This window comes from Pseudomonas sp. Tof1 (assembly GCF_055390395.1).
Genome location: NZ_AP024344.1, coordinates 621,373 through 638,699, shown reverse-complemented (window position 1 = coordinate 638,699; position 17,327 = coordinate 621,373). Strand labels below are relative to the sequence as shown.

General features: G+C 64.4%; 19 protein-coding genes. 12 read left to right on the top strand and 7 right to left on the bottom strand.

What is annotated here, in order from left to right:
• Nucleotides 1–2: 2 nt before the first annotated feature.
• From ACZ5KU_RS02850 to ureC, 3 genes are read left to right on the top strand one after another with little or no spacing between them, the layout of a single operon-like run.
• Nucleotides 3–536, top strand: coding sequence for a GNAT family N-acetyltransferase (locus ACZ5KU_RS02850; RefSeq protein WP_416771553.1), 534 nt, complete (start codon nt 3–5; stop codon nt 534–536).
• A complete protein-coding gene (locus ACZ5KU_RS02845; RefSeq protein WP_054058375.1) occupies nt 533–853 on the top strand; it encodes an urease subunit beta in 321 nt (106 codons plus the stop codon). The genes ACZ5KU_RS02850 and ACZ5KU_RS02845 overlap by 4 nt, the downstream gene beginning before the upstream one ends.
• Nucleotides 850–2,550, top strand: a complete 1,701-nt coding sequence (ureC, locus tag ACZ5KU_RS02840) for an urease subunit alpha (protein WP_054062160.1) — start codon at nt 850–852, stop codon at nt 2,548–2,550. The genes ACZ5KU_RS02845 and ureC overlap by 4 nt, the downstream gene beginning before the upstream one ends.
• A gap of 153 nt (nt 2,551–2,703) precedes the next feature.
• Here the strand turns inward: ureC and ACZ5KU_RS02835 are convergent, their stop codons facing one another.
• Nucleotides 2,704–3,009 carry a chaperone modulator CbpM gene (locus ACZ5KU_RS02835; protein WP_054058377.1) on the bottom strand — a complete coding sequence of 102 codons (306 nt, stop codon included), beginning with the start codon at nt 3,007–3,009 and terminating at the stop codon, nt 2,704–2,706.
• 2 nt (nt 3,010–3,011) lie between these two features.
• Nucleotides 3,012–3,959, bottom strand: coding sequence for a DnaJ C-terminal domain-containing protein (locus ACZ5KU_RS02830; protein ID WP_464736810.1), 948 nt, complete (start codon nt 3,957–3,959; stop codon nt 3,012–3,014).
• Between the two features lie 282 nt (nt 3,960–4,241).
• Here ACZ5KU_RS02830 and ACZ5KU_RS02825 point away from each other — a divergent pair, with 282 nt between their 5' ends.
• Nucleotides 4,242–5,507, top strand: coding sequence for an Hsp70 family protein (locus ACZ5KU_RS02825; protein WP_464736809.1), 1,266 nt, complete (start codon nt 4,242–4,244; stop codon nt 5,505–5,507).
• A gap of 161 nt (nt 5,508–5,668) precedes the next feature.
• Here the strand turns inward: ACZ5KU_RS02825 and ACZ5KU_RS02820 are convergent, their stop codons facing one another.
• The 3 genes from ACZ5KU_RS02820 to ACZ5KU_RS02810 form a co-directional block, all read right to left on the bottom strand.
• Complete coding sequence (locus ACZ5KU_RS02820; RefSeq protein WP_054058380.1) at nt 5,669–6,679, bottom strand: AI-2E family transporter; 1,011 nt, start codon at nt 6,677–6,679, stop codon at nt 5,669–5,671.
• A 159-nt stretch (nt 6,680–6,838) separates the two neighbouring features.
• Complete coding sequence (locus ACZ5KU_RS02815) at nt 6,839–7,138, bottom strand: PsiF family protein (protein ID WP_054058381.1); 300 nt, start codon at nt 7,136–7,138, stop codon at nt 6,839–6,841.
• Nucleotides 7,139–7,229: 91 nt separating this feature from the next.
• Nucleotides 7,230–8,015 carry an AraC family transcriptional regulator gene (locus tag ACZ5KU_RS02810; protein ID WP_054058382.1) on the bottom strand — a complete coding sequence of 262 codons (786 nt, stop codon included), beginning with the start codon at nt 8,013–8,015 and terminating at the stop codon, nt 7,230–7,232.
• 100 nt (nt 8,016–8,115) lie between these two features.
• On the opposite strand from ACZ5KU_RS02810, the gene ACZ5KU_RS02805 reads away from it, so the two are divergent.
• Nucleotides 8,116–9,006 (top strand): DMT family transporter, encoded by an 891-nt coding sequence (locus tag ACZ5KU_RS02805; protein WP_054058383.1) that lies wholly within the window; start codon nt 8,116–8,118, stop codon nt 9,004–9,006.
• On the opposite strand, the gene ACZ5KU_RS02800 is transcribed toward ACZ5KU_RS02805, so the two are convergent.
• The gene (locus ACZ5KU_RS02800; protein ID WP_464736808.1) at nt 8,987–9,877 is read right to left on the bottom strand and encodes an esterase/lipase family protein; all 891 of its coding nucleotides are present in this window, start codon (nt 9,875–9,877) and stop codon (nt 8,987–8,989) included. The two genes, ACZ5KU_RS02805 and ACZ5KU_RS02800, sit on opposite strands and share 20 nt — an antisense overlap.
• Before the next feature lie 253 nt (nt 9,878–10,130).
• Between ACZ5KU_RS02800 and ACZ5KU_RS02795 the strand changes: the two genes are divergently transcribed.
• On the top strand, nt 10,131–10,661 hold the full coding sequence (locus ACZ5KU_RS02795; RefSeq protein ID WP_054058385.1) for a ferritin-like domain-containing protein: 531 nt from the start codon (nt 10,131–10,133) through the stop codon (nt 10,659–10,661).
• A gap of 119 nt (nt 10,662–10,780) precedes the next feature.
• On the opposite strand, the gene ACZ5KU_RS02790 is transcribed toward ACZ5KU_RS02795, so the two are convergent.
• Entirely contained in the window at nt 10,781–12,850 is a 2,070-nt protein-coding gene (locus ACZ5KU_RS02790) for an AsmA family protein (protein ID WP_464736807.1), read from the bottom strand.
• 361 nt (nt 12,851–13,211) lie between these two features.
• Between ACZ5KU_RS02790 and ACZ5KU_RS02785 the strand changes: the two genes are divergently transcribed.
• The 6 genes from ACZ5KU_RS02785 (at nt 13,212) to ACZ5KU_RS02760 (ending at nt 17,298) form a co-directional block, all read left to right on the top strand.
• Complete coding sequence (locus ACZ5KU_RS02785; protein WP_416771542.1) at nt 13,212–13,817, top strand: hypothetical protein; 606 nt, start codon at nt 13,212–13,214, stop codon at nt 13,815–13,817.
• A gap of 163 nt (nt 13,818–13,980) precedes the next feature.
• Nucleotides 13,981–14,613 (top strand): TetR family transcriptional regulator, encoded by a 633-nt coding sequence (locus tag ACZ5KU_RS02780; protein WP_054058388.1) that lies wholly within the window; start codon nt 13,981–13,983, stop codon nt 14,611–14,613.
• Nucleotides 14,614–14,904: 291 nt separating this feature from the next.
• Entirely contained in the window at nt 14,905–15,405 is a 501-nt protein-coding gene (gene ureE, locus ACZ5KU_RS02775) for an urease accessory protein UreE (RefSeq protein WP_054058389.1), read from the top strand.
• The gene (locus ACZ5KU_RS02770; RefSeq protein ID WP_054062154.1) at nt 15,402–16,076 is read left to right on the top strand and encodes an urease accessory protein UreF; all 675 of its coding nucleotides are present in this window, start codon (nt 15,402–15,404) and stop codon (nt 16,074–16,076) included. The genes ureE and ACZ5KU_RS02770 overlap by 4 nt, the downstream gene beginning before the upstream one ends.
• Before the next feature lie 9 nt (nt 16,077–16,085).
• Nucleotides 16,086–16,700, top strand: coding sequence for an urease accessory protein UreG (gene ureG / locus ACZ5KU_RS02765; RefSeq protein ID WP_054061572.1), 615 nt, complete (start codon nt 16,086–16,088; stop codon nt 16,698–16,700).
• Nucleotides 16,701–16,725: 25 nt separating this feature from the next.
• A complete protein-coding gene (locus ACZ5KU_RS02760; protein WP_464736806.1) occupies nt 16,726–17,298 on the top strand; it encodes a HupE/UreJ family protein in 573 nt (190 codons plus the stop codon).
• The last annotated feature ends 29 nt before the right edge of the window (nt 17,299–17,327 follow it).

The following is a 17,327-nucleotide window of genomic DNA, read 5'->3' as shown; positions in this document are numbered from 1 at the left end:
CGATGAACGCTGCCCAGCTGCGTCGCGTGACCCACGAAAGCTTTGCGCATTACCGCCAGGGGCTGATCGAATTGTTGCTCGATGCCGTGGAGTACGGTGCCTCCGTAGGCTTCATGGCCGATCTCGATGCACGCCAGGCGCGTGCCTATTTCGACGGTGTGCAGGCGGCCCTGGACAACGGCGGCCTGCTGCTCTGGGTGGTGGTGCGCAACGAGCAGGTGCTGGCCAGCGTGCAACTGCAGTTGTGCCAGAAGCCCAACGGGCAGAACCGTGCCGAAGTGCAGAAACTGCTGGTGCGGGGCGAGGCCCGTCGCCATGGTCTCGGCCAGCAGTTGATGCAGGCCGTGGAGCAGGCGGCCCGCGAACAGCGGCGCGGCCTGTTGTACCTCGACACCCAGGCCGGCTCCGATGCCGAAGCCTTCTACCGCGCCCTCGGCTACACCCGGGTGGGCGAACTGCCGGATTACTGCACCACACCGGACGGCCGGCATCACCCGACCGCCATTTACTTCAAGACTCTGGGACGACCCGAATGATTCCTGGTGAATATCAGATCCAGCCTGGCGACATCGAGCTCAATGCCGGTCGCCGGACCGTCAGCCTGAGCGTGGCCAACAGCGGCGACCGACCGATCCAGGTCGGCTCCCACTACCACTTCTTCGAAACCAACGACGCCCTGAGCTTCGACCGCGCCGCCAGCCGCGGCATGCGCCTGAACATCCCGGCCGGCACCGCGGTGCGCTTCGAGCCGGGGCAAAGCCGCGAGGTCGAACTGGTGGAACTGGCCGGGCTGCGCCGCGTGTTCGGCTTTGCCGGCCGGGTCATGGGCAATCTGGACAAGGAACCGACATGAAGATTTCCCGACAAGCCTACGCCGACATGTTCGGCCCCACCGTCGGCGACAAGGTCCGCCTGGCGGACACCGAGCTGTGGATCGAAGTGGAGAAGGACTTCACCACCTACGGTGAGGAAGTGAAGTTCGGCGGCGGCAAGGTGATCCGCGACGGCATGGGCCAGGGCCAACTGCTCGCCGCCGACGTGGTCGACACCCTGATCACCAACGCCCTGATCATCGACCACTGGGGCATCGTCAAGGCCGACGTCGGCCTCAAGGACGGACGCATCGCCGCCATCGGCAAGGCCGGCAACCCGGATATCCAGCCCGACGTGACCATCGCCGTCGGCGCCAGTACCGAAGTGATCGCCGGCGAGGGCATGATCCTCACCGCCGGCGGTATCGACACCCATATCCACTTCATCTGTCCGCAGCAGATCGAAGAGGCGCTGATGAGCGGCGTCACCACCATGATCGGCGGCGGCACCGGGCCGGCCACCGGCAGCAACGCCACCACCTGCACCTCCGGGCCCTGGCACCTGGCACGCATGCTCCAGGCCGCCGACGCCTTCCCGATGAACATCGGCCTGACCGGCAAGGGCAACGCCAGCCTGCCGGAACCGCTGGTCGAACAGGTCAAGGCCGGTGCCATCGGCCTCAAGCTCCACGAGGACTGGGGCACCACCCCGGCGTCGATCGACAATTGCCTGGGCGTGGCCGACCAGTACGACGTGCAGGTGGCGATCCATACCGACACCCTCAACGAGTCCGGTTTCGTCGAAACCACCCTGGGCGCGTTCAAGGGCCGCACCATCCACACCTATCACACCGAGGGTGCCGGTGGCGGCCATGCGCCGGACATCATCAAGGCCTGCGGCTTCGCCAACGTCCTGCCGAGTTCGACCAACCCGACCCGGCCGTTCACCCGCAACACCATCGACGAGCACCTGGACATGCTGATGGTCTGCCACCACCTCGACCCCAGCATCGCCGAGGACGTGGCCTTCGCCGAGAGCCGCATCCGTCGCGAGACCATCGCCGCCGAGGACATCCTGCACGACCTCGGCGCGTTCTCGATGATCAGCTCGGACAGCCAGGCCATGGGCCGGGTCGGCGAAGTGATCACCCGCACCTGGCAGACCGCCGACAAGATGAAGAAACAGCGCGGGCCGCTGCCGGGCGACGGTGAAGGCAACAGCAACTTCCGGGTCAAGCGCTACATCGCCAAGTACACCATCAACCCGGCGATCACCCATGGCATCAGCCATGAGGTCGGTTCCATCGAAGTGGGCAAGTGGGCCGACCTGGTGCTCTGGCGCCCGGCCTTCTTCGGCATCAAGCCGACGCTGATCCTCAAGGGCGGCGCGATCGCCGCCAGCCTGATGGGCGATGCCAACGCCTCGATCCCGACGCCTCAGCCGGTGCACTACCGGCCGATGTTCGCCAGCTTCGGCGGCTCGCGGCATGCCACCAGCCTGACCTTCATCAGCCAGGCGGCGCTGGAAGCGGGGCTGCCCGAGAAGCTCGGGTTGAAGAAGCGGATCGCCGTGGTCAAGGGCTGTCGCGACGTGCAGAAGACCGACCTGATCCACAACGACTATCTGCCGCAGATCGAGGTCGACCCGCAGACCTACCAGGTCAAGGCCGATGGCGTGCTGCTGTGGTGCGAGCCGGCGCAGGTGCTGCCGATGGCGCAGCGCTACTTCCTCTTCTGATACGAGGCCGCTGGGCAAGGCTCCGCGTTAGCGGGGCCTGTTCGTGGATAACCGTGTCAGCGTCGTTCGCAGGGTCCATGCACGGCGCGAGCACTTGTGGGGCCGGACTCAGCCGCGAACAAGCGGGCGGGCCGGCCACCGTCCCCACAAGACTCAGTCGGGGACGAAACGCTGCAACCGCTGGCGTAGCATCTGGTTCTCCGCGCGCAATTGCCGGACTTCGCCCAACAGCTCCAGGGCCAGGGCGACGCCCTGCCACTCCAGTTCCAGATCCTGGCGCAGCTTCGCCGCACGCCGGGCAATCGGCAGTTCATGGTCGAGAAAACGCCAGGCGTCCGGTGAGCGGCCCTGAGGTTCGAGGATGCCGTGTTCGACGATTTCGATCACACAGGCGACCGGCAGGTCGGACGCCTCGCAGAAGGCTTGCATATCCAGTTGAACGCTCAGGGCAGGACTCATGATCAACTACTCCATTGTTCTCTCGGGTCGAATGCGGCCTTCTTCGCCAGTTCCTGCCACAACGCCTTCACCGCGTCGTCGCTGTGCCTGGGCATGACCGCCTTGAGTTGCACGAACAGATAACCGCGTTGCCCGGCCTTGTTCAGCAGGCCATGGCCCTTGGCCCGCATGCGCTGGCCGTTCTGGCTGCCGGCGGGCACCTTCAGATTGATTTTACCCGTCAGGGTCGGTACCGCCACTTCGGTCCCCAGCGCCAACTCCCACGGTGCCAGCGGCAACGTGATGATCAGGTTCTCACCTTCGACATCGAATTTGGGGTGAGGTGCGAAACGGATGGTCAGGTACAGATCGCCATTGGCCCCGCCGCCGACACCCGGTGCGCCCTGGCCCTTGAGGCGGATGCGTTCGCCGTCGGTCACCCCGGCCGGAATCTTCACGTTCAGGCTCTTGCTGGTGTTGCTCACATGCTGGCCGGCCGCGTTGTACTGAGGCACCTGGAAGGTGACCTTCTTCGACTCGTTCGACAGGCTCTCTTCCAGGAAGATCGGTAATTCCATTTCCACGTCTTGTCCTCGCCGGCCGGCGCTGCGACCTGATTGTCCGCCACCAAATCCGGCGCCGCGCGAGCCGAAGATCGAACTGAAGAAGTCCGAGAAGTCACCGCCGCCGCCAAACCCACTGTTGCCGCCACGCCCCTGCCAGCCAGGCGGGCCCTGGAACGGCTGGCCGTGCTGGCCGTATTTGCGCAGTTCATCGTACTCGGCGCGCTTGTCGGCGCTTTTCAGCGCCTCGTAGGCTTCCGAGGCGTCCTTGAACTTGGCCTCGGCGTCCTTTTCCTTGCTGACATCCGGGTGGTACTTGCGCGCCAGCTTGCGGTACGCGGCCTTGATCGCCTTGTCATCCGCCGTCGGCTCGACACCCAGGATCTTGTAGTAGTCTTTGAAGTCCATCTAGGGATCACCCTGCATTATCGATATCGCGCCGCTCGGCAGGACACAGCATGCGCCTTCGCGATCTCAAGGCTGTGACTGGGCGGGGCGTCAGAAGTTTATCGGCCGTGCCGGCGATTTCTTGTCATCGCCGATACACAACACGAACCAGTGACAGCAAGTTTGGGTGCAATGGCGCACCTTTCAAGTCATCCATGCACGATTGAGTGGATAACCGGCCTTCGATTCCGCGCTCGACTGGCATACACTGCGCGGCCGTTTTTTCACCGGAACTCGAAAGACATGAAAGACGCCTCTGCGGCCCGTGCCTGCGGCATCGACTTCGGCACGTCCAACTCCACTGTCGGCTGGCTGCGCCCCGGCATGGAAACGCTGATCGCACTGGAGGACGACAAGATCACCCTGCCTTCGGTGGTCTTCTTCAATATCGAGGAACGCCGCCCGGTCTACGGCCGGCTGGCCCTGCACGAGTATCTGGAAGGTTACGAAGGCCGCCTGATGCGCTCGCTCAAGAGCCTGCTGGGCTCCAAGCTGATCAAGCACGACACCAGCGTGCTGGGCACCGCCCTGCCGTTCAAGGACCTGCTCGGGATGTTCATCGGCCAGTTGAAGGGCCGCCTGGAAGCGACCGCCGGTCGGGAGTTCGAGCAGGTGGTGCTGGGCCGCCCGGTGTTTTTCGTCGATGACGACCCGGTTGCCGATCAGGAAGCCGAAGACACCCTGGTGGAAGTGGCGAAGAAGATCGGCTTCAAGGACGTGTCCTTCCAGTACGAACCGATTGCCGCGGCCTTCGACTACGAGTCGAGCATCGAGCGCGAGGAGTTGGTGCTGATCGTCGACATCGGCGGCGGTACCTCGGACTTCTCGCTGGTGCGCCTGTCGCCGCAGCGTCGTGGCCTGGACGACCGCCACGAGGACATCCTCGCCACCGGCGGCGTGCACGTCGGCGGTACCGACTTCGACAAGCAGTTGAGCCTGCAGGGCGTGATGCCGCTGTTCGGCTACGGCAGCCGGATGAAGAGCGGCGCCTACATGCCCACCAGCCACCACATGAACCTGGCGACCTGGCACACCATCAACTCGGTGTACTCGCAGAAATCCCAGTTGGCCCTGGGCAGCATGCGCTACGACATCGAGGACACCGTGGGCATCGACCGCCTGTTCAAGCTGATCGAACAGCGCGCCGGACACTGGCTGGCGATGGAAGTCGAGGAAACCAAGATCCAGCTGACCCACGCCGAGAACCGGCATGTGCCACTGGACCGCATCGAGGCCGGCCTGAGCGTCGACCTGAGCCGCGCGCTGTTCGAGTCGTCGATCGATAACCTGCTGGAACGGATTCGCCAGAGCGTCACGCAGATCCTCGGCACCGCCGGTGTAGCGGTCGAGCAGGTCGACACGGTGTTCTTCACCGGCGGTTCAAGCGGCATCCCGGCGCTGCGCCAAAGCGTCGCGGCCATGCTGCCGAACGCCCGGCACGTCGAAGGGAACATCTTCGGCAGCATCGGCAGCGGCCTGGCGATCGACGCGCAGAAGCGCTACGGCTGATCCTGCGCCCGCGGATCAGGAACACGAACCCAACGAACTGCGACACCTTGTAGGAGCAAGGCTTGCCTGCGAAAGCGATGCCGGAATCGTCAAATGCTTCGCGGGCAAGCCGGGTCGCCGCGGCGCCAGCGCCTACAAGTCCTGCAGCACGACTGCGCCAGTCAGACCAGCTCCGCCCGCTTCAACTCGCTCTTGAGGTACGCGTAGTAGATCGGCCCCGCCACCACCCCGGGCAGGCCGAACGCCGCCTCGAACACCAGCATCGCCATCAGCAGTTCCCAGGACTTGGCACTGATCTGCCCGCCGACGATCCGTGCGTTGAGGAAGTATTCCAGCTTGTGGATGAAGATCAGGTAACCCAGCGCCGCCGCCGCGACCCAGATCGACAGCGACAGGGCGACGATGGTGATCAGGGTGTTGGACATCAGGTTGCCGATGACCGGCAGCAGCCCCAGCAGGAAGGTCAGCACGATCAGCGTCTTGGTCAGCGGCAGCTTGATCCCGCACAGCGGCAGGATCACCGCGAGGAACACGGCGGTGAACGCGGTATTGAGCGCCGAGATCTTGATCTGGGCGAAGACGATATTGCGAAACGCCTGCACCAGCAGGCGCAGACGGTCGAACAACGCCGCCGCCAGCGGTTTGCGCTGGCTGGCATCGGGCACATGCTGCAGCGCGACGATCGCCCCCAGCACCATGCCGATCAGCAACGTCACGAACATGTGCGCCGCATCCTTGCCCACCAGTTGCAACTCGCTCAGGTGACGCTTGAGCCATTCCCCGATAGCCACCTGGAATTCCGCCGCGCTGGCCGGCAGGTAGGCATCGATGAACGGTGGCAACTGTCCGCGGGCCTTGTCCACCACCTGCATGAACTTGCCCAGGGAAGCGCCGGGATTTTCCGCCTCGTGCAGCAGGAAACTGATGGCCCCGGCAAAGATCAGCGCCAGCACGCTGACGATCAGGGTACCCAGCAGCACGACCGCCAGCCAGCGCGCGCGGCGCCCGGCAATCAGGTGTTCGAGCTTGGGCGTAAGCATGTTCACCAGTTCGAACACCAGCAGGCCGGCCAACAGGCTCGGCAGCAGCCGCAGCGGCAGGACCAGCAGCAGGCTGCCGCAGACGATGATCAAACTGGCCAAGACTACATAACGCTGGGGAAACGCCGACATACAGCCTCAAAACGTAAAGAGAGCCAAGGGATGGGCAGTCTGCCAGCGTTCATGTGACAGAACCAGGGGGACGTACACGCGACGATACAAAGTCCCCCGCGACCCAACTCGACCGCCGAAGACCTCCAACTGCCACCGTGGAGGTCCTGCCGGCCCGGGCTACTTCTTCAGGCAGGTGCTCATGAAGGTCTTGCGCTCGTCGCCCTTGAGCGCCTTGGCGGTGGCGTCGGCATTGCAGGTCTTCATCTTGTCCTGCTGGGTCATCGCCTTGGCCGGTTGGGCCTTCAGGCAGTTGCTCATGAAGGCTTTGCGTTCATCGCCCTTGAGGGCCTTGGTGGTGGCTTCGGCATTGCAGGTTTTCATCTTGTCCTGCTGGGCCTGTTGGGCAGCAGTGGCGGCAAAGCCCTGGGAGCACAGCAACAGGCCAGCCAGCAACAAAGGGATACGCAGCATGTTCATGGAGTTTTCTCCTGGTTGCCGCACCGATGGGCACGGCTCCCGAAGAAGTGTAGACAAACCCTGTTACACCTCCAGCGGCCAGCCCCCCTGCTCAAGGCAGCCGTGACTGGCGTCGGTACTGCTCCGGTGTACAGCCGGCCTGGCGCTGGAACATGGCAATGAAGGCCGAAGCGGTGCTGTAGCCCATGTCGAAGGCGATCTCCTGGACGCTGCGACCGCCTTCCAGGGCCTGAACCGAACAGACGAACCGCAGGCGCTGGCGCCACTCGCCAAAACTCACCCCCAGTTCACGCACGAACAGGCGCGCCAGGGTCCGCTCGCTGACATGCAGGCCGGCCGCCCATTGCGCCAGCGAGCGGTTGTCCGCCGGGTCGTCCTGCAATCCTTCGAGCACGCTGAGCAGGCCCGGGTCGTCGGAGTACGGCAGGTAGGAGCTGTGGACCTTGGCCAGGTGCAGCTGGTCCACCAGCACCTGGGCCAGGCGGATATCGGCAGGATCACAGGGGATCTTCACGTCACGCCGGGCGAAATCGCCGAGGATCGCCTTGAGGATGTCGCTGATGGCCAGGGTGCTCGCCACCTCGGGCATGCCACGGCAGTGCTCCTCGGCCACATAGACCGAGCGGTAGACGATTGCCTGGGTGTTGTAGGCACTGTGCTCGGTGCCGGGCGGAATCCACAGGGCATAGCGCGATGGCGACATGAAGCGCCGGCCGGCCACTTCGTAATGGATGACGCCATGGGACACGTAGTCCAGCGAGCCCCAGCGATGGCGGTGGCTGGCCGCATGACTGCCAGGGCCGAATTCGGCATAGCGAAAATACACCGGTGCCGGCAAATCAGGGAAAGAAGGGATCTCGATGGGGATCTTGCGCATGCTGTCCGGATTCCGACGCCGATTGACCGGATTGAAGTATAAGTCTTGATTCGGACAAACGGATAATTCGCCTCATCCTGTCCTTGCGGTCTCAACTCCCATGCAATACGCGTTTCCCCTGCTGGCCATCTTCATCTGGGCCGGCAACACCGTCGTCAACAAAATGGCCGTCGGGGCGATCTTCCCGGCGGAAATCGGCTTTTACCGCTGGCTGCTGGCGGCTCTGCTGTTCACCCCCTTCCTGCTGCGCCCGGTCATCGCCAACCGCGCGGCGATCCGCCCGCACCTGGGCAGGATCGTCGCCCTCGGCGTGCTCGGCATGGTCGCCTACCAGAGCCTGGCCTACTACGCAGCGACCCTGACCACGGCCACCAACATGGGCATCATCCTGTCGCTGATGCCGTTGATGTCGCTGGCCCTGGCAATCGTCAGCCTCGGCCAGCGCCTGACCGCCGGCGCACTGTCCGGCGCGGTGCTGTCCTTCATCGGGGTGCTGGTGGTGGTCTCGGCGGGCGACCTCGCCTCGTTGCTGACCCATGGCCTGAACCTGGGCGACGCCATGATGCTCGGCGCGACCCTGGCCTATGCGGTCTACAGCACCCTGCTGAAAAAGTGGCAGTTGCGCCTGCCACCGTTGCAGTTGCTCTACCTGCAGATTCTGGTGGCGGTGGTCGCGCTGTTGCCGCTGTACCTGCTGTCGCCCAAGGTCGGCCCGAACCTGCACAACGCCGGCCTGGTGCTGTACGCCTGCCTGCTGGCCTCGATGCTCGCACCGCTGCTGTGGATGAAGGCGGTGGCCCGGCTGGGCCCGAGCCGCACGGTACTGTTCTTCAACCTGCTGCCGCTGCTCACCGCGCTGATCGCCGCCGGGGTCCTGCGTGAACAACTGGCGCTGTATCACCTGCTGGGCGGCGCCATGACGCTGGGCGGGGTGATCCTCTCCGAGCGCTGGACCACGGCGCTGCGCCAGGTCAAAGCCCGGCAGCCTTGAGCCGCCGGGCATGCTCGACGAACAGCCGGATCGGCTCGGCGCCCTTGCCCACCAGGCCCAGTAACTGGTTGACGATATCCAAGTGATCGAGGGGATAGTCGTCGCCGATGACCGTCCCCAGGTGCGAACTGTAGCGTCCGACCATGCCATCGCACTGCCCGGCCTCGCGGATGAAGGTCCTGGCGAACAGCCGGCAACTGCGGTGGGTGCCGTCGAACAGATTGCGCCCACGATCGGTGATGCCCGGCTGCAGGATCCCGGCCCAGGAGTAGTAATGCACGCCATCGACCCGTTCCGCGCCCTGCCCACCCCAGCTGTCCGGCAGCCCCTGGGGGTACTGGCGATTGAACAGGGCGACACCTTCGCTGGTCAGCGAGTGATGCGAGGCGTTCAGATCCATGGGCAACGCCGGGCCGCGACAGCCGGTTTCCAGCCAACCCATCAGCCGTGCGACGGCGCAGAGCACGAAGGTCAGCAGGCGCCCACGGGCACTGCTCGGCGGGTAGTGACGCAGGAAGTGATCCGCTAGTTCCGAGCCATGATTGGGCCCGGCTACCGAGGTCACCGAGGCCACCCAATCCGGCCGCTTGGCCGCCGCATACCGCGCGGTCAGCGCGCCCTGGCTGTGACCGATCAGGTTGACCTTTTCCGCCCCTGTCTCGCGGCGGATCTGCTCGATCCGCGACAGCAGTTGTTCGCCCCGCACCTCATTGGAGTGCAGCGGCGAAACCCGGACCGGGAACACCGTTGCGCCGCCCGCGCGCAAGGCAGGGGTGATGCCATACCAGTAGGGAAACCACAGCAACCGGACGAACCCGAGCATGCCCGGTACCAGCACCAGCGGATAACGCGTGGCGAGTTCTTGCGACATCAGTGAGCATCCATGACAGGTTACGAATGAGAGCCTAGTGGCCCGGAGTCGGGTATGCGAATCCGCCACACAAGCCACGAGGCCTGGGACGAAAGCATCGACATGGAAGATGACAACACGGCGACATCCCGCGCTCGGCCACCCTTTACGTAACAATCGGATAAAACTTTTTCGCTCTCGCGCCACTCACACCCAGGGTAGCGATCTCGCCAACAGAGCGAGGCGCCCCAACCGGATCAGTCAGGAGATCGAGATGAGCGACATGCATTTGTCCGATGTAACCACCCTGCGTGAACGTGCGCGCAAGAATGTCGAGAACGGCGCGGTCACCGAAGGCTACGGGGCCGACCGCAGCGAAATCCTGCGGCTGCTCAACGAATCGCTGGCCACCGAGCTGGTCTGCACCCTGCGCTACAAGCGCCACTACTTCATGGCCACCGGGCTCAAGGCCAGTGTCGCTGCCGACGAGTTCCTCGAGCACGCCAACCAGGAAATGGCCCACGCCGACCGGCTGGCCGAGCGCATCGTGCAACTGGGCGGCGAGCCGGAGTTCAACCCGGACCTGCTGTCCCAGCAGTCCCATGCCCAGTACGTGGCCGGCAAGACCCTCAAGGAAATGGTCTACGAGGACCTGGTGGCCGAACGGATCGCGGTGGACAGCTACCGCGAGATCATCCAGTTCATCGGCGACCAGGACCCGACCACGCGGCGGATCTTCGAGGACATCCTCGCCCAGGAGGAAGAACATGCCGATGACATGGCGGACATCCTGCAGGATCTGTAGAGCACTGCCCGGCCCCCTGTAGGAGCGTGGCTTGCCCGCGAATAGGCCCTCAAGGCCGCTAAAAGTTTCGCGGGCAAGCCCTGCTCCTACAGGTAACCTGTGCAATCCTCGCTACAAAATCAGTTCCTGACTGTCCGCGGCGCCTTGCCCGACTTCATCTGCTCCAGCAACGGCGCGCACTGGTTCGGCACATCGCCACCCGGGGCCACCAGCGCCAGCAACCCGGTCGCCGGCCCGGCGATCACGCCCAGGGCAACCATGCCGGCACCGCGCAGCAACAGCGGCACCGCCTGCACACCGGCATCCGGCTTGATGAACTTGCCACGCACGTACAACGGCGAGCGCAGGGACAGCAGCCGGAAACCCTTGGACTCGGGGCTGATCTTCAGATCCAGCTGTTCGCTGGCAAAGTTGGCCGTGCCGTCGACGTAGATGATCGCGTTCTCGGTGTCGAAGACGAACAACCGGGTGGTCGCCAGGCCGCTCTTGATGCCGAGGTCGGCCGCCGCGCAGTTGATCTTCACCTCCTTGTCGCCAAAGATCTTGCCCACCACGTAGTTACCGACGTTGAGCCCGGCGATCTCCATCAGGCCACGGCTGATGGCGCCATCGTTGACCAGCATCTTCAAGTCGCCATTGGAGGTGCCCAACAGACGCGCCACCGAGTTGCCGGTGCCGCTGATATCGGCATCGCCATTGAGCTCGCCGAAGCTGGTCTTCATCGGCTCGAAGGTGGGGAACAACTGCTTGAGCTTGAAGTTGCGCGCGGTCAGCTTCGCCCGCCCCTGCATCGGCGTGGCGCGGCCATTGAGGCGGATCTGTGCGTCGAGCTTGCCGCCCGCCACGCCGAAACGCAGGGGCTCCAGGCTCAGCTCGCCATCGTTGAGCACCAGGTGGGTGTAGAGGTCGGTGAACGGCAGCTCGGCGCTGTGGACGATGCGCTTGCCGGTGAATTCCACATCGGCGTCCATGTCGCGCCAGCGCTCGGTGCGGAACTCCTCGACCGGCAGGACCTTGTCCGCCGGCTGCTTGCTTTCACCGCCACGAGCCTTCTGCCTGGCATTGGAGTCCGCGCCGATCAGTGGCGCCAGGTCGGTCATCAGCAACTGGTTGGAGACCAGCACGCCGGTGAGTTTCGGCCGAGGCTGGCTGGCGGCGTAGGACAGGTCTCCATGGATATCGCTGGTACCGATTTTGCCGTTGAACTGCTCATACTGGAAGGTCGCCCCGGTCGGCTCATGCAGCCTGGCGATCAGGTGGCCGTCGGTCTCGTAGGCCGGCGAGTCCGGCAGGGTCACCCCGATCAGCGGGTAGAGATTGCCCAGGCTGTTGCCGGCCAGCTTCAGGCGCAGGTCCAGGGCTCCCAGGTTGCGCGGATCGGTCAGGGTGCCGGCCACGGCGATCCGGGTGTCGGCGATCTTCACATCGGCCTGCACCGGGAACGGCCTGGCCGCGTCCTGCAACGCCAGCAGGCCGCCGACCTTGCCGGTCCCGGCGAGATTCTGGCCATGGTACTGGCCCTTGACCTTCAGCGCGAACGCATAGTCCTGTGGCGCCGAGCCCTTTTCCAGGGCCTTTTTCGCCGCGCTGTCGCCGACGATATCGCTGAACGGAATCGGCTTGCCCAGCGGGTCGATCAACAGGTCGAGCTGAGTCTTGAGGCTCTTGTCGTCCAGGGTGACATGCCCCTTGTCGAAGCCGATGGCGCCGATGTCCACCGTCCAGGCGGACGGCGGCTCGTCGGGATCCTTGGGATCGAACTGGAACGTCCAGTTGGCGCGGCCATCGGCCAGCCGTTCGAGACTGGCATTCGGCTCGGTCAGGTCGATCCGCGGAATCACCACCTTCCGGACCAATAATGGCAACGGCGCAAGGCGCAGTTCGACACGCTTGAGGCTGACCATCTGCGGATTTTTCGACCAGTCCGGATTGCCCAGTGTCAGGTCCTCGGCGATCACGTGGGGCCAGGGCAGCCAGGCGCGCCAACCGCCTTCGTCGGGCTCACGCTGCCAACGCACCGACAGGTCGCCATTGATGGCGAACGGGCGATGAAGGATTTCGGAAACCTTGGCATTGACCGGCGGCTTGATCCGGTTCCAATCGAAGAACGCGATGATCGCCACCAGCACCGCCAGCAGCAGGACCAGGCTGGCACCGGTCCAGAGAAAGATTTTTCGAGTGCGCGTCATTGCACGAGGCTCCTGATAACGGCTGAACGTCCAAAAAGCGACGCGATATACCTTTACGACTGACAAAACCCGGGCAAGGTTTAATGGAAAAAGCCCTCGGCCGGGAAAATCGAAGCGGGCCGAAGCTGACCGATCCATCAGTTTTTCGTTCCCCGGCATGCCCTCGGATGAAGCAGGACTGGGTAGAAAATACCCAGTACGGAGCAGGGGTAACACGCTGTAAGGCCCGATCTAGAGCCATCGCCCGGAACAATCAATTCCGTTGATTATTAACATTGTCCTTATGAACTTTTATATCGATTTTGCAAGGGTAACATTAGCTCCGTACCCACTTTATCGCCCTCCAACGGAGCAAACGATCATGAAACGCCAATTACTTCTCAGCCTTACCCTTGCCGTCCTGACTGCCAACGCCTATGCCTTGCCAGCCCGTGAACAGGCCGCCCCACAAGCTCAGGCCAGCCACGCCACCGTCAGCCAGTCGCTGAACACCCTGGCCTCGGATGGTTCCGAACGCACCCCACAAGGTCAGACCCTTGCCGAAGGCGGCAGCGATCGTACCCCACTGGGTCAAACCCTGGCAGAAAACGGCAGCGACCGTACCCCTCTGGGCCAAACCCTGGCAGAAAACGGTAGCGACCGTACTCCACTGGGCCAGACCCTGGCAGAAAACGGCAGCGACCGTACCCCTCTGGGCCAGACCCTGGCAGAAAACGGCAGCGACCGTACCCCTCTGGGCCAGACCCTGGCAGAAGGCGGTAGCGACCGTACCCCATTGGGTCAGACCCTGGCAGAAAATGGTAGCGACCGCACCCCACTGGGTCAGACCCTGGCAGAAAACGGCAGCGACCGCACACCTCTGGGCCAGACACTCGCCGAAGGTGGTAATGATCGCCTGAAGGACAAAGGCCTGATCACCGAAGGCGGTGCCGATCGCCTGGCCGAACGTCATCAAGCCTTGAGCTGAGGCCATGATGGCCTGGAACGAAGCCCGATCCACCGGATCGGGCTTCGACATTTCTGCAACCCCGATTTCCTGCTTCCTACCCTCTCTCCCGCTCCGCGTTCGACGCCGGCAAAGCTGATTTGCTAGAGTGCGCCGCTCCTGTCTTTCAGAAAACGTCCCGTCGATGCTGCCTCGTGCCGAACAGAAACAACAGACCCGTCATGCCCTGATGGACGCAGCACGCCATCTGATGGAGGGTGGGCGTGGCTTTGGCAGCCTGAGCCTGCGTGAAGTGGCGAAAACCGCGGGTATCGTGCCAACCGGTTTCTACCGGCATTTCGACGACATGGACCAACTCGGCCTGGCACTGGTCAGCGAAGTGGGCCAGACCTTCCGCGAAACCATCCGCCTGGTTCGCCACAACGAGTTCATCATGGGCGGCATCATCGACGCCTCGGTGCGGATCTTTCTCGACGTCGTGGCGCAGAACCGCTCGCAGTTTCTATTTCTCGCCCGCGAACAGTACGGCGGCTCCTCACCGGTGCGCCAGGCCATCGCCCGCCTGCGCGAGAACATCAGCTCGGACCTGGCAGCCGACCTGGCCCTGATGCCCAAGCTGCAGCACCTGAACACCGACGGGCTGGAGGTGATGGCCGACCTGATCGTCAAGAGCGTGTTCGCCACCCTGCCGGAAATCACCGACCCGCCACAGGAGCCGCTGCCCGACTACCTGGCGCCGCAGGCGAAGATCACCCAGCAGTTGCGCTTCATCTTCATCGGGCTGAAACACTGGCAGGGGCTCGGCAGCACCGAGTGAACCCGCTCCACCCCACCGCATGGGAAGCGCGTAGGAGCCGGGCTTGCCCGCGAAGCTTTTCAACGCCCTGAGCGAACGAAACGCCCTTTACCACCTCCCCTGCCGGGCGCCCCTCAAACGCACCGAAAACGCGCAGAAAAACAGACCGCGCACCATCTTGAAACATCCAGAAACATCACTACGCTCCTTTTTCAGGCGCGCGGCGCTTTCTGACAGGGATTTCCCAGGTTTCGTCCGACTGGCAAGCCCTTTGCTCTAGCTCAGGCATTGCTCATTGCTGGAAGCCCCAAGATGCTGGTGATTCATCGCAGAATCGAACCCCAATCCGCCTGGAGCGCCGAACTGCACCTGAACTTCGAGGCGCGTAGCAAAAGCCGCCTGCGCTGTTTCAGTGCCACCGGTGAAGACGTGGGATTGTTCCTGGAGCGTGGTCAGCCGCCTCTGTACGACGGCGAATTCCTGCAAGCCGAGGACGGCCGTATCGTCCGCGTCTGCGCCCGTCCCGAACAGCTGCTGCATGTCACCTGCGCCAATGCCTTCGAACTGACCCGCGCCGCCTATCACCTGGGCAATCGCCATGTCGCGCTGCAAGTCGGCGACGGCTGGCTGCGGCTGCTCGACGACTATGTGCTCAAGGCCATGCTCGAACAGTTGGGCGCCCACGCCGAAACCATCGAGGCCCCCTTCCAGCCGGAACACGGTGCCTACGGCGGTGGCCATCATCATTCCCGGCATGGCGACGAAGACTTCAACTACCCGCCACGCCTGCACCAGTTCGGTGTGCGCACATGAATCCGGCCTGGGCGCTGCTGCGCCTGGCCAGCCCGCAACTGCCGATCGGTGGCTACAGCTATTCCCAGGGCCTGGAAATGGCCGTGGAGCAGGCCCGGGTGCATGACCCGGCCAGCGCCCGCCGCTGGATCGGCGACCAGTTGCTGCTCAATCTCGCCCGCTTCGAGGCGCCACGGCTGCTGGCCCACTGCACTGCAGCGGCGCAGGCCGACTGGCCGCGCCTGGCACAGTTGGCCGAAGAACACCGCGCCAGCCGCGAGACCCGCGAGCTATATCTGGAAAGCCGGCAGATGGGCTATTCGCTGCAGCAACTGCTCGATGGCCTTCCCGACCTTGATGCCCCCGCACGGGACTTCCTCGCCCGCCAGACCGAACCGCACCTGGCCCTCGGCTGGGCGCTGGCCGCCCGCGCCTGGCGGATCAGCCCCGAGGATGCCCTGGCCGCCTGGCTCTGGAGCTGGCTGGAAAACCAGTTGGCGGTGCTGATGAAGACCCTGCCGCTCGGCCAGCAGGCCGCCCAGCGCCTGACCAGCGAACTGCTGCCCCTGCTGCAGCAGGCGCAGCAGGTGGCCAGCGAACAAGATCCGCAACACATCGGCAGCGCCGCCTTCGGCCTGTCACTGGCGTGCATGGCCCACGAGCGCCAGTACAGCCGCCTGTTTCGTTCCTAGGAGAGCAAGATGAACGCACAACCCCTGCGCGTCGGTATCGGCGGTCCCGTCGGCTCCGGCAAGACCGCCCTGACCCTGGCCCTGTGCCTGGCCCTGCGCGAGCGCTACAACCTGGCAGTGGTCACCAACGATATCTACACCCGCGAGGACGCCGACTTCCTGGTGCGCAACCAGGCATTGGCGCCGGAACGGATCATCGGCGTGGAAACCGGTGGCTGCCCGCACACCGCGATTCGCGAGGATGCCTCGATCAACCTCGAGGCCGTGGACCAGTTGAACCGGCGTTTCCCGGGCCTGGACCTGATCCTGGTGGAGTCGGGTGGCGACAACCTGTCGGCGACCTTCAGCCCGGAGCTTTCCGACCTGACCATTTACGTGATCGACGTCTCGGCCGGCGACAAGCTGCCGCGCAAGGGCGGGCCGGGTATCTGCAAATCCGACCTGCTGGTGATCAACAAGATCGACCTCGCCCCGCTGGTGGGCGCCTCGCTGGAAATGATGGACGGCGACACCCGGCGCATGCGCGGCGACAAGCCGTTCGTGTTCAGCAACCAGAAAACCGGGCAAGGCCTGGACGACATCATCGCCTTCATCGAACGCCAGGGCCTGCTGACCGCGGCCTGATCATTCAACCACCAGGAATTTGCCCATGAGTCTGAAGAAACTCCTCAGTGCCCTCTCCCTGCTGCTGGCTCCGGCCATGGCCTTCGCCCACCCTGGCCATGACGACAGCGGCCTGGTCGCGGGCATCAGCCACCCGATCGGCGGCCTCGATCATCTGCTGGCCATGCTTGCGGTCGGCCTGTGGGCCGCGCAGCAGCAGGGCAGCGCGCGCTGGGCCCTGCCCTGCACCTTCGTCGGCACCATGCTGGTCGGTGGCCTGCTCGGTTTCGCCGGCCTGGAACTGCCGGCCCTGGAAAGCGGGATTGCCGCCTCGGTGCTGGCGCTGGGCCTGGCCGTAGCGCTGGCGGTACGACCACCGGTGAGCCTGGCGATCACCGCCACGGCGCTCTTCGCGCTGTTCCACGGCGTGGCCCATGGCCTGGAACTACCGGAAATGTCCAGCCCCTGGGCGTATGCCGCCGGTTTCGTGCTGGCAACGGCGGCCCTGCATGGCCTGGGCTATGGGCTGGTGCGGATCTTGCCGCAGGCAGCGGCGCCGTTGGTACGACTGGCTGGCGCGGCGTCGGCGGCGACCGGGGTCTGGTTGCTGGCCGGTTGAGCCCTGCGCTGCCCTGGCAGGCCCGTTCG

What these genes read in the sequence shown, in the direction of transcription:
- ACZ5KU_RS02760 (WP_464736806.1), top strand. Translation starts at nt 16,726, where the DNA reads ATGAGTCTGAAGAAACTCCTCAGTGCCCTCTCCCTGCTGCTGGCTCCG.
- ACZ5KU_RS02830 (WP_464736810.1), bottom strand. Translation starts at nt 3,959, where the DNA reads ATGGACTTCAAAGACTACTACAAGATCCTGGGTGTCGAGCCGACGGCG.
- ACZ5KU_RS02770 (WP_054062154.1), top strand. Translation starts at nt 15,402, where the DNA reads ATGAATCCGGCCTGGGCGCTGCTGCGCCTGGCCAGCCCGCAACTGCCG.
- ACZ5KU_RS02815 (WP_054058381.1), bottom strand. Translation starts at nt 7,138, where the DNA reads ATGAACATGCTGCGTATCCCTTTGTTGCTGGCTGGCCTGTTGCTGTGC.
- ACZ5KU_RS02795 (WP_054058385.1), top strand. Translation starts at nt 10,131, where the DNA reads ATGAGCGACATGCATTTGTCCGATGTAACCACCCTGCGTGAACGTGCG.
- ureE (WP_054058389.1), top strand. Translation starts at nt 14,905, where the DNA reads ATGCTGGTGATTCATCGCAGAATCGAACCCCAATCCGCCTGGAGCGCC.
- ACZ5KU_RS02785 (WP_416771542.1), top strand. Translation starts at nt 13,212, where the DNA reads ATGAAACGCCAATTACTTCTCAGCCTTACCCTTGCCGTCCTGACTGCC.
- ACZ5KU_RS02800 (WP_464736808.1), bottom strand. Translation starts at nt 9,877, where the DNA reads ATGTCGCAAGAACTCGCCACGCGTTATCCGCTGGTGCTGGTACCGGGC.
- ureG (WP_054061572.1), top strand. Translation starts at nt 16,086, where the DNA reads ATGAACGCACAACCCCTGCGCGTCGGTATCGGCGGTCCCGTCGGCTCC.
- ACZ5KU_RS02790 (WP_464736807.1), bottom strand. Translation starts at nt 12,850, where the DNA reads ATGACGCGCACTCGAAAAATCTTTCTCTGGACCGGTGCCAGCCTGGTC.
- ureC (WP_054062160.1), top strand. Translation starts at nt 850, where the DNA reads ATGAAGATTTCCCGACAAGCCTACGCCGACATGTTCGGCCCCACCGTC.
- ACZ5KU_RS02820 (WP_054058380.1), bottom strand. Translation starts at nt 6,679, where the DNA reads ATGTCGGCGTTTCCCCAGCGTTATGTAGTCTTGGCCAGTTTGATCATC.
- ACZ5KU_RS02810 (WP_054058382.1), bottom strand. Translation starts at nt 8,015, where the DNA reads ATGCGCAAGATCCCCATCGAGATCCCTTCTTTCCCTGATTTGCCGGCA.
- ACZ5KU_RS02845 (WP_054058375.1), top strand. Translation starts at nt 533, where the DNA reads ATGATTCCTGGTGAATATCAGATCCAGCCTGGCGACATCGAGCTCAAT.
- ACZ5KU_RS02805 (WP_054058383.1), top strand. Translation starts at nt 8,116, where the DNA reads ATGCAATACGCGTTTCCCCTGCTGGCCATCTTCATCTGGGCCGGCAAC.
- ACZ5KU_RS02780 (WP_054058388.1), top strand. Translation starts at nt 13,981, where the DNA reads ATGCTGCCTCGTGCCGAACAGAAACAACAGACCCGTCATGCCCTGATG.
- ACZ5KU_RS02835 (WP_054058377.1), bottom strand. Translation starts at nt 3,009, where the DNA reads ATGAGTCCTGCCCTGAGCGTTCAACTGGATATGCAAGCCTTCTGCGAG.
- ACZ5KU_RS02825 (WP_464736809.1), top strand. Translation starts at nt 4,242, where the DNA reads ATGAAAGACGCCTCTGCGGCCCGTGCCTGCGGCATCGACTTCGGCACG.
- ACZ5KU_RS02850 (WP_416771553.1), top strand. Translation starts at nt 3, where the DNA reads ATGAACGCTGCCCAGCTGCGTCGCGTGACCCACGAAAGCTTTGCGCAT.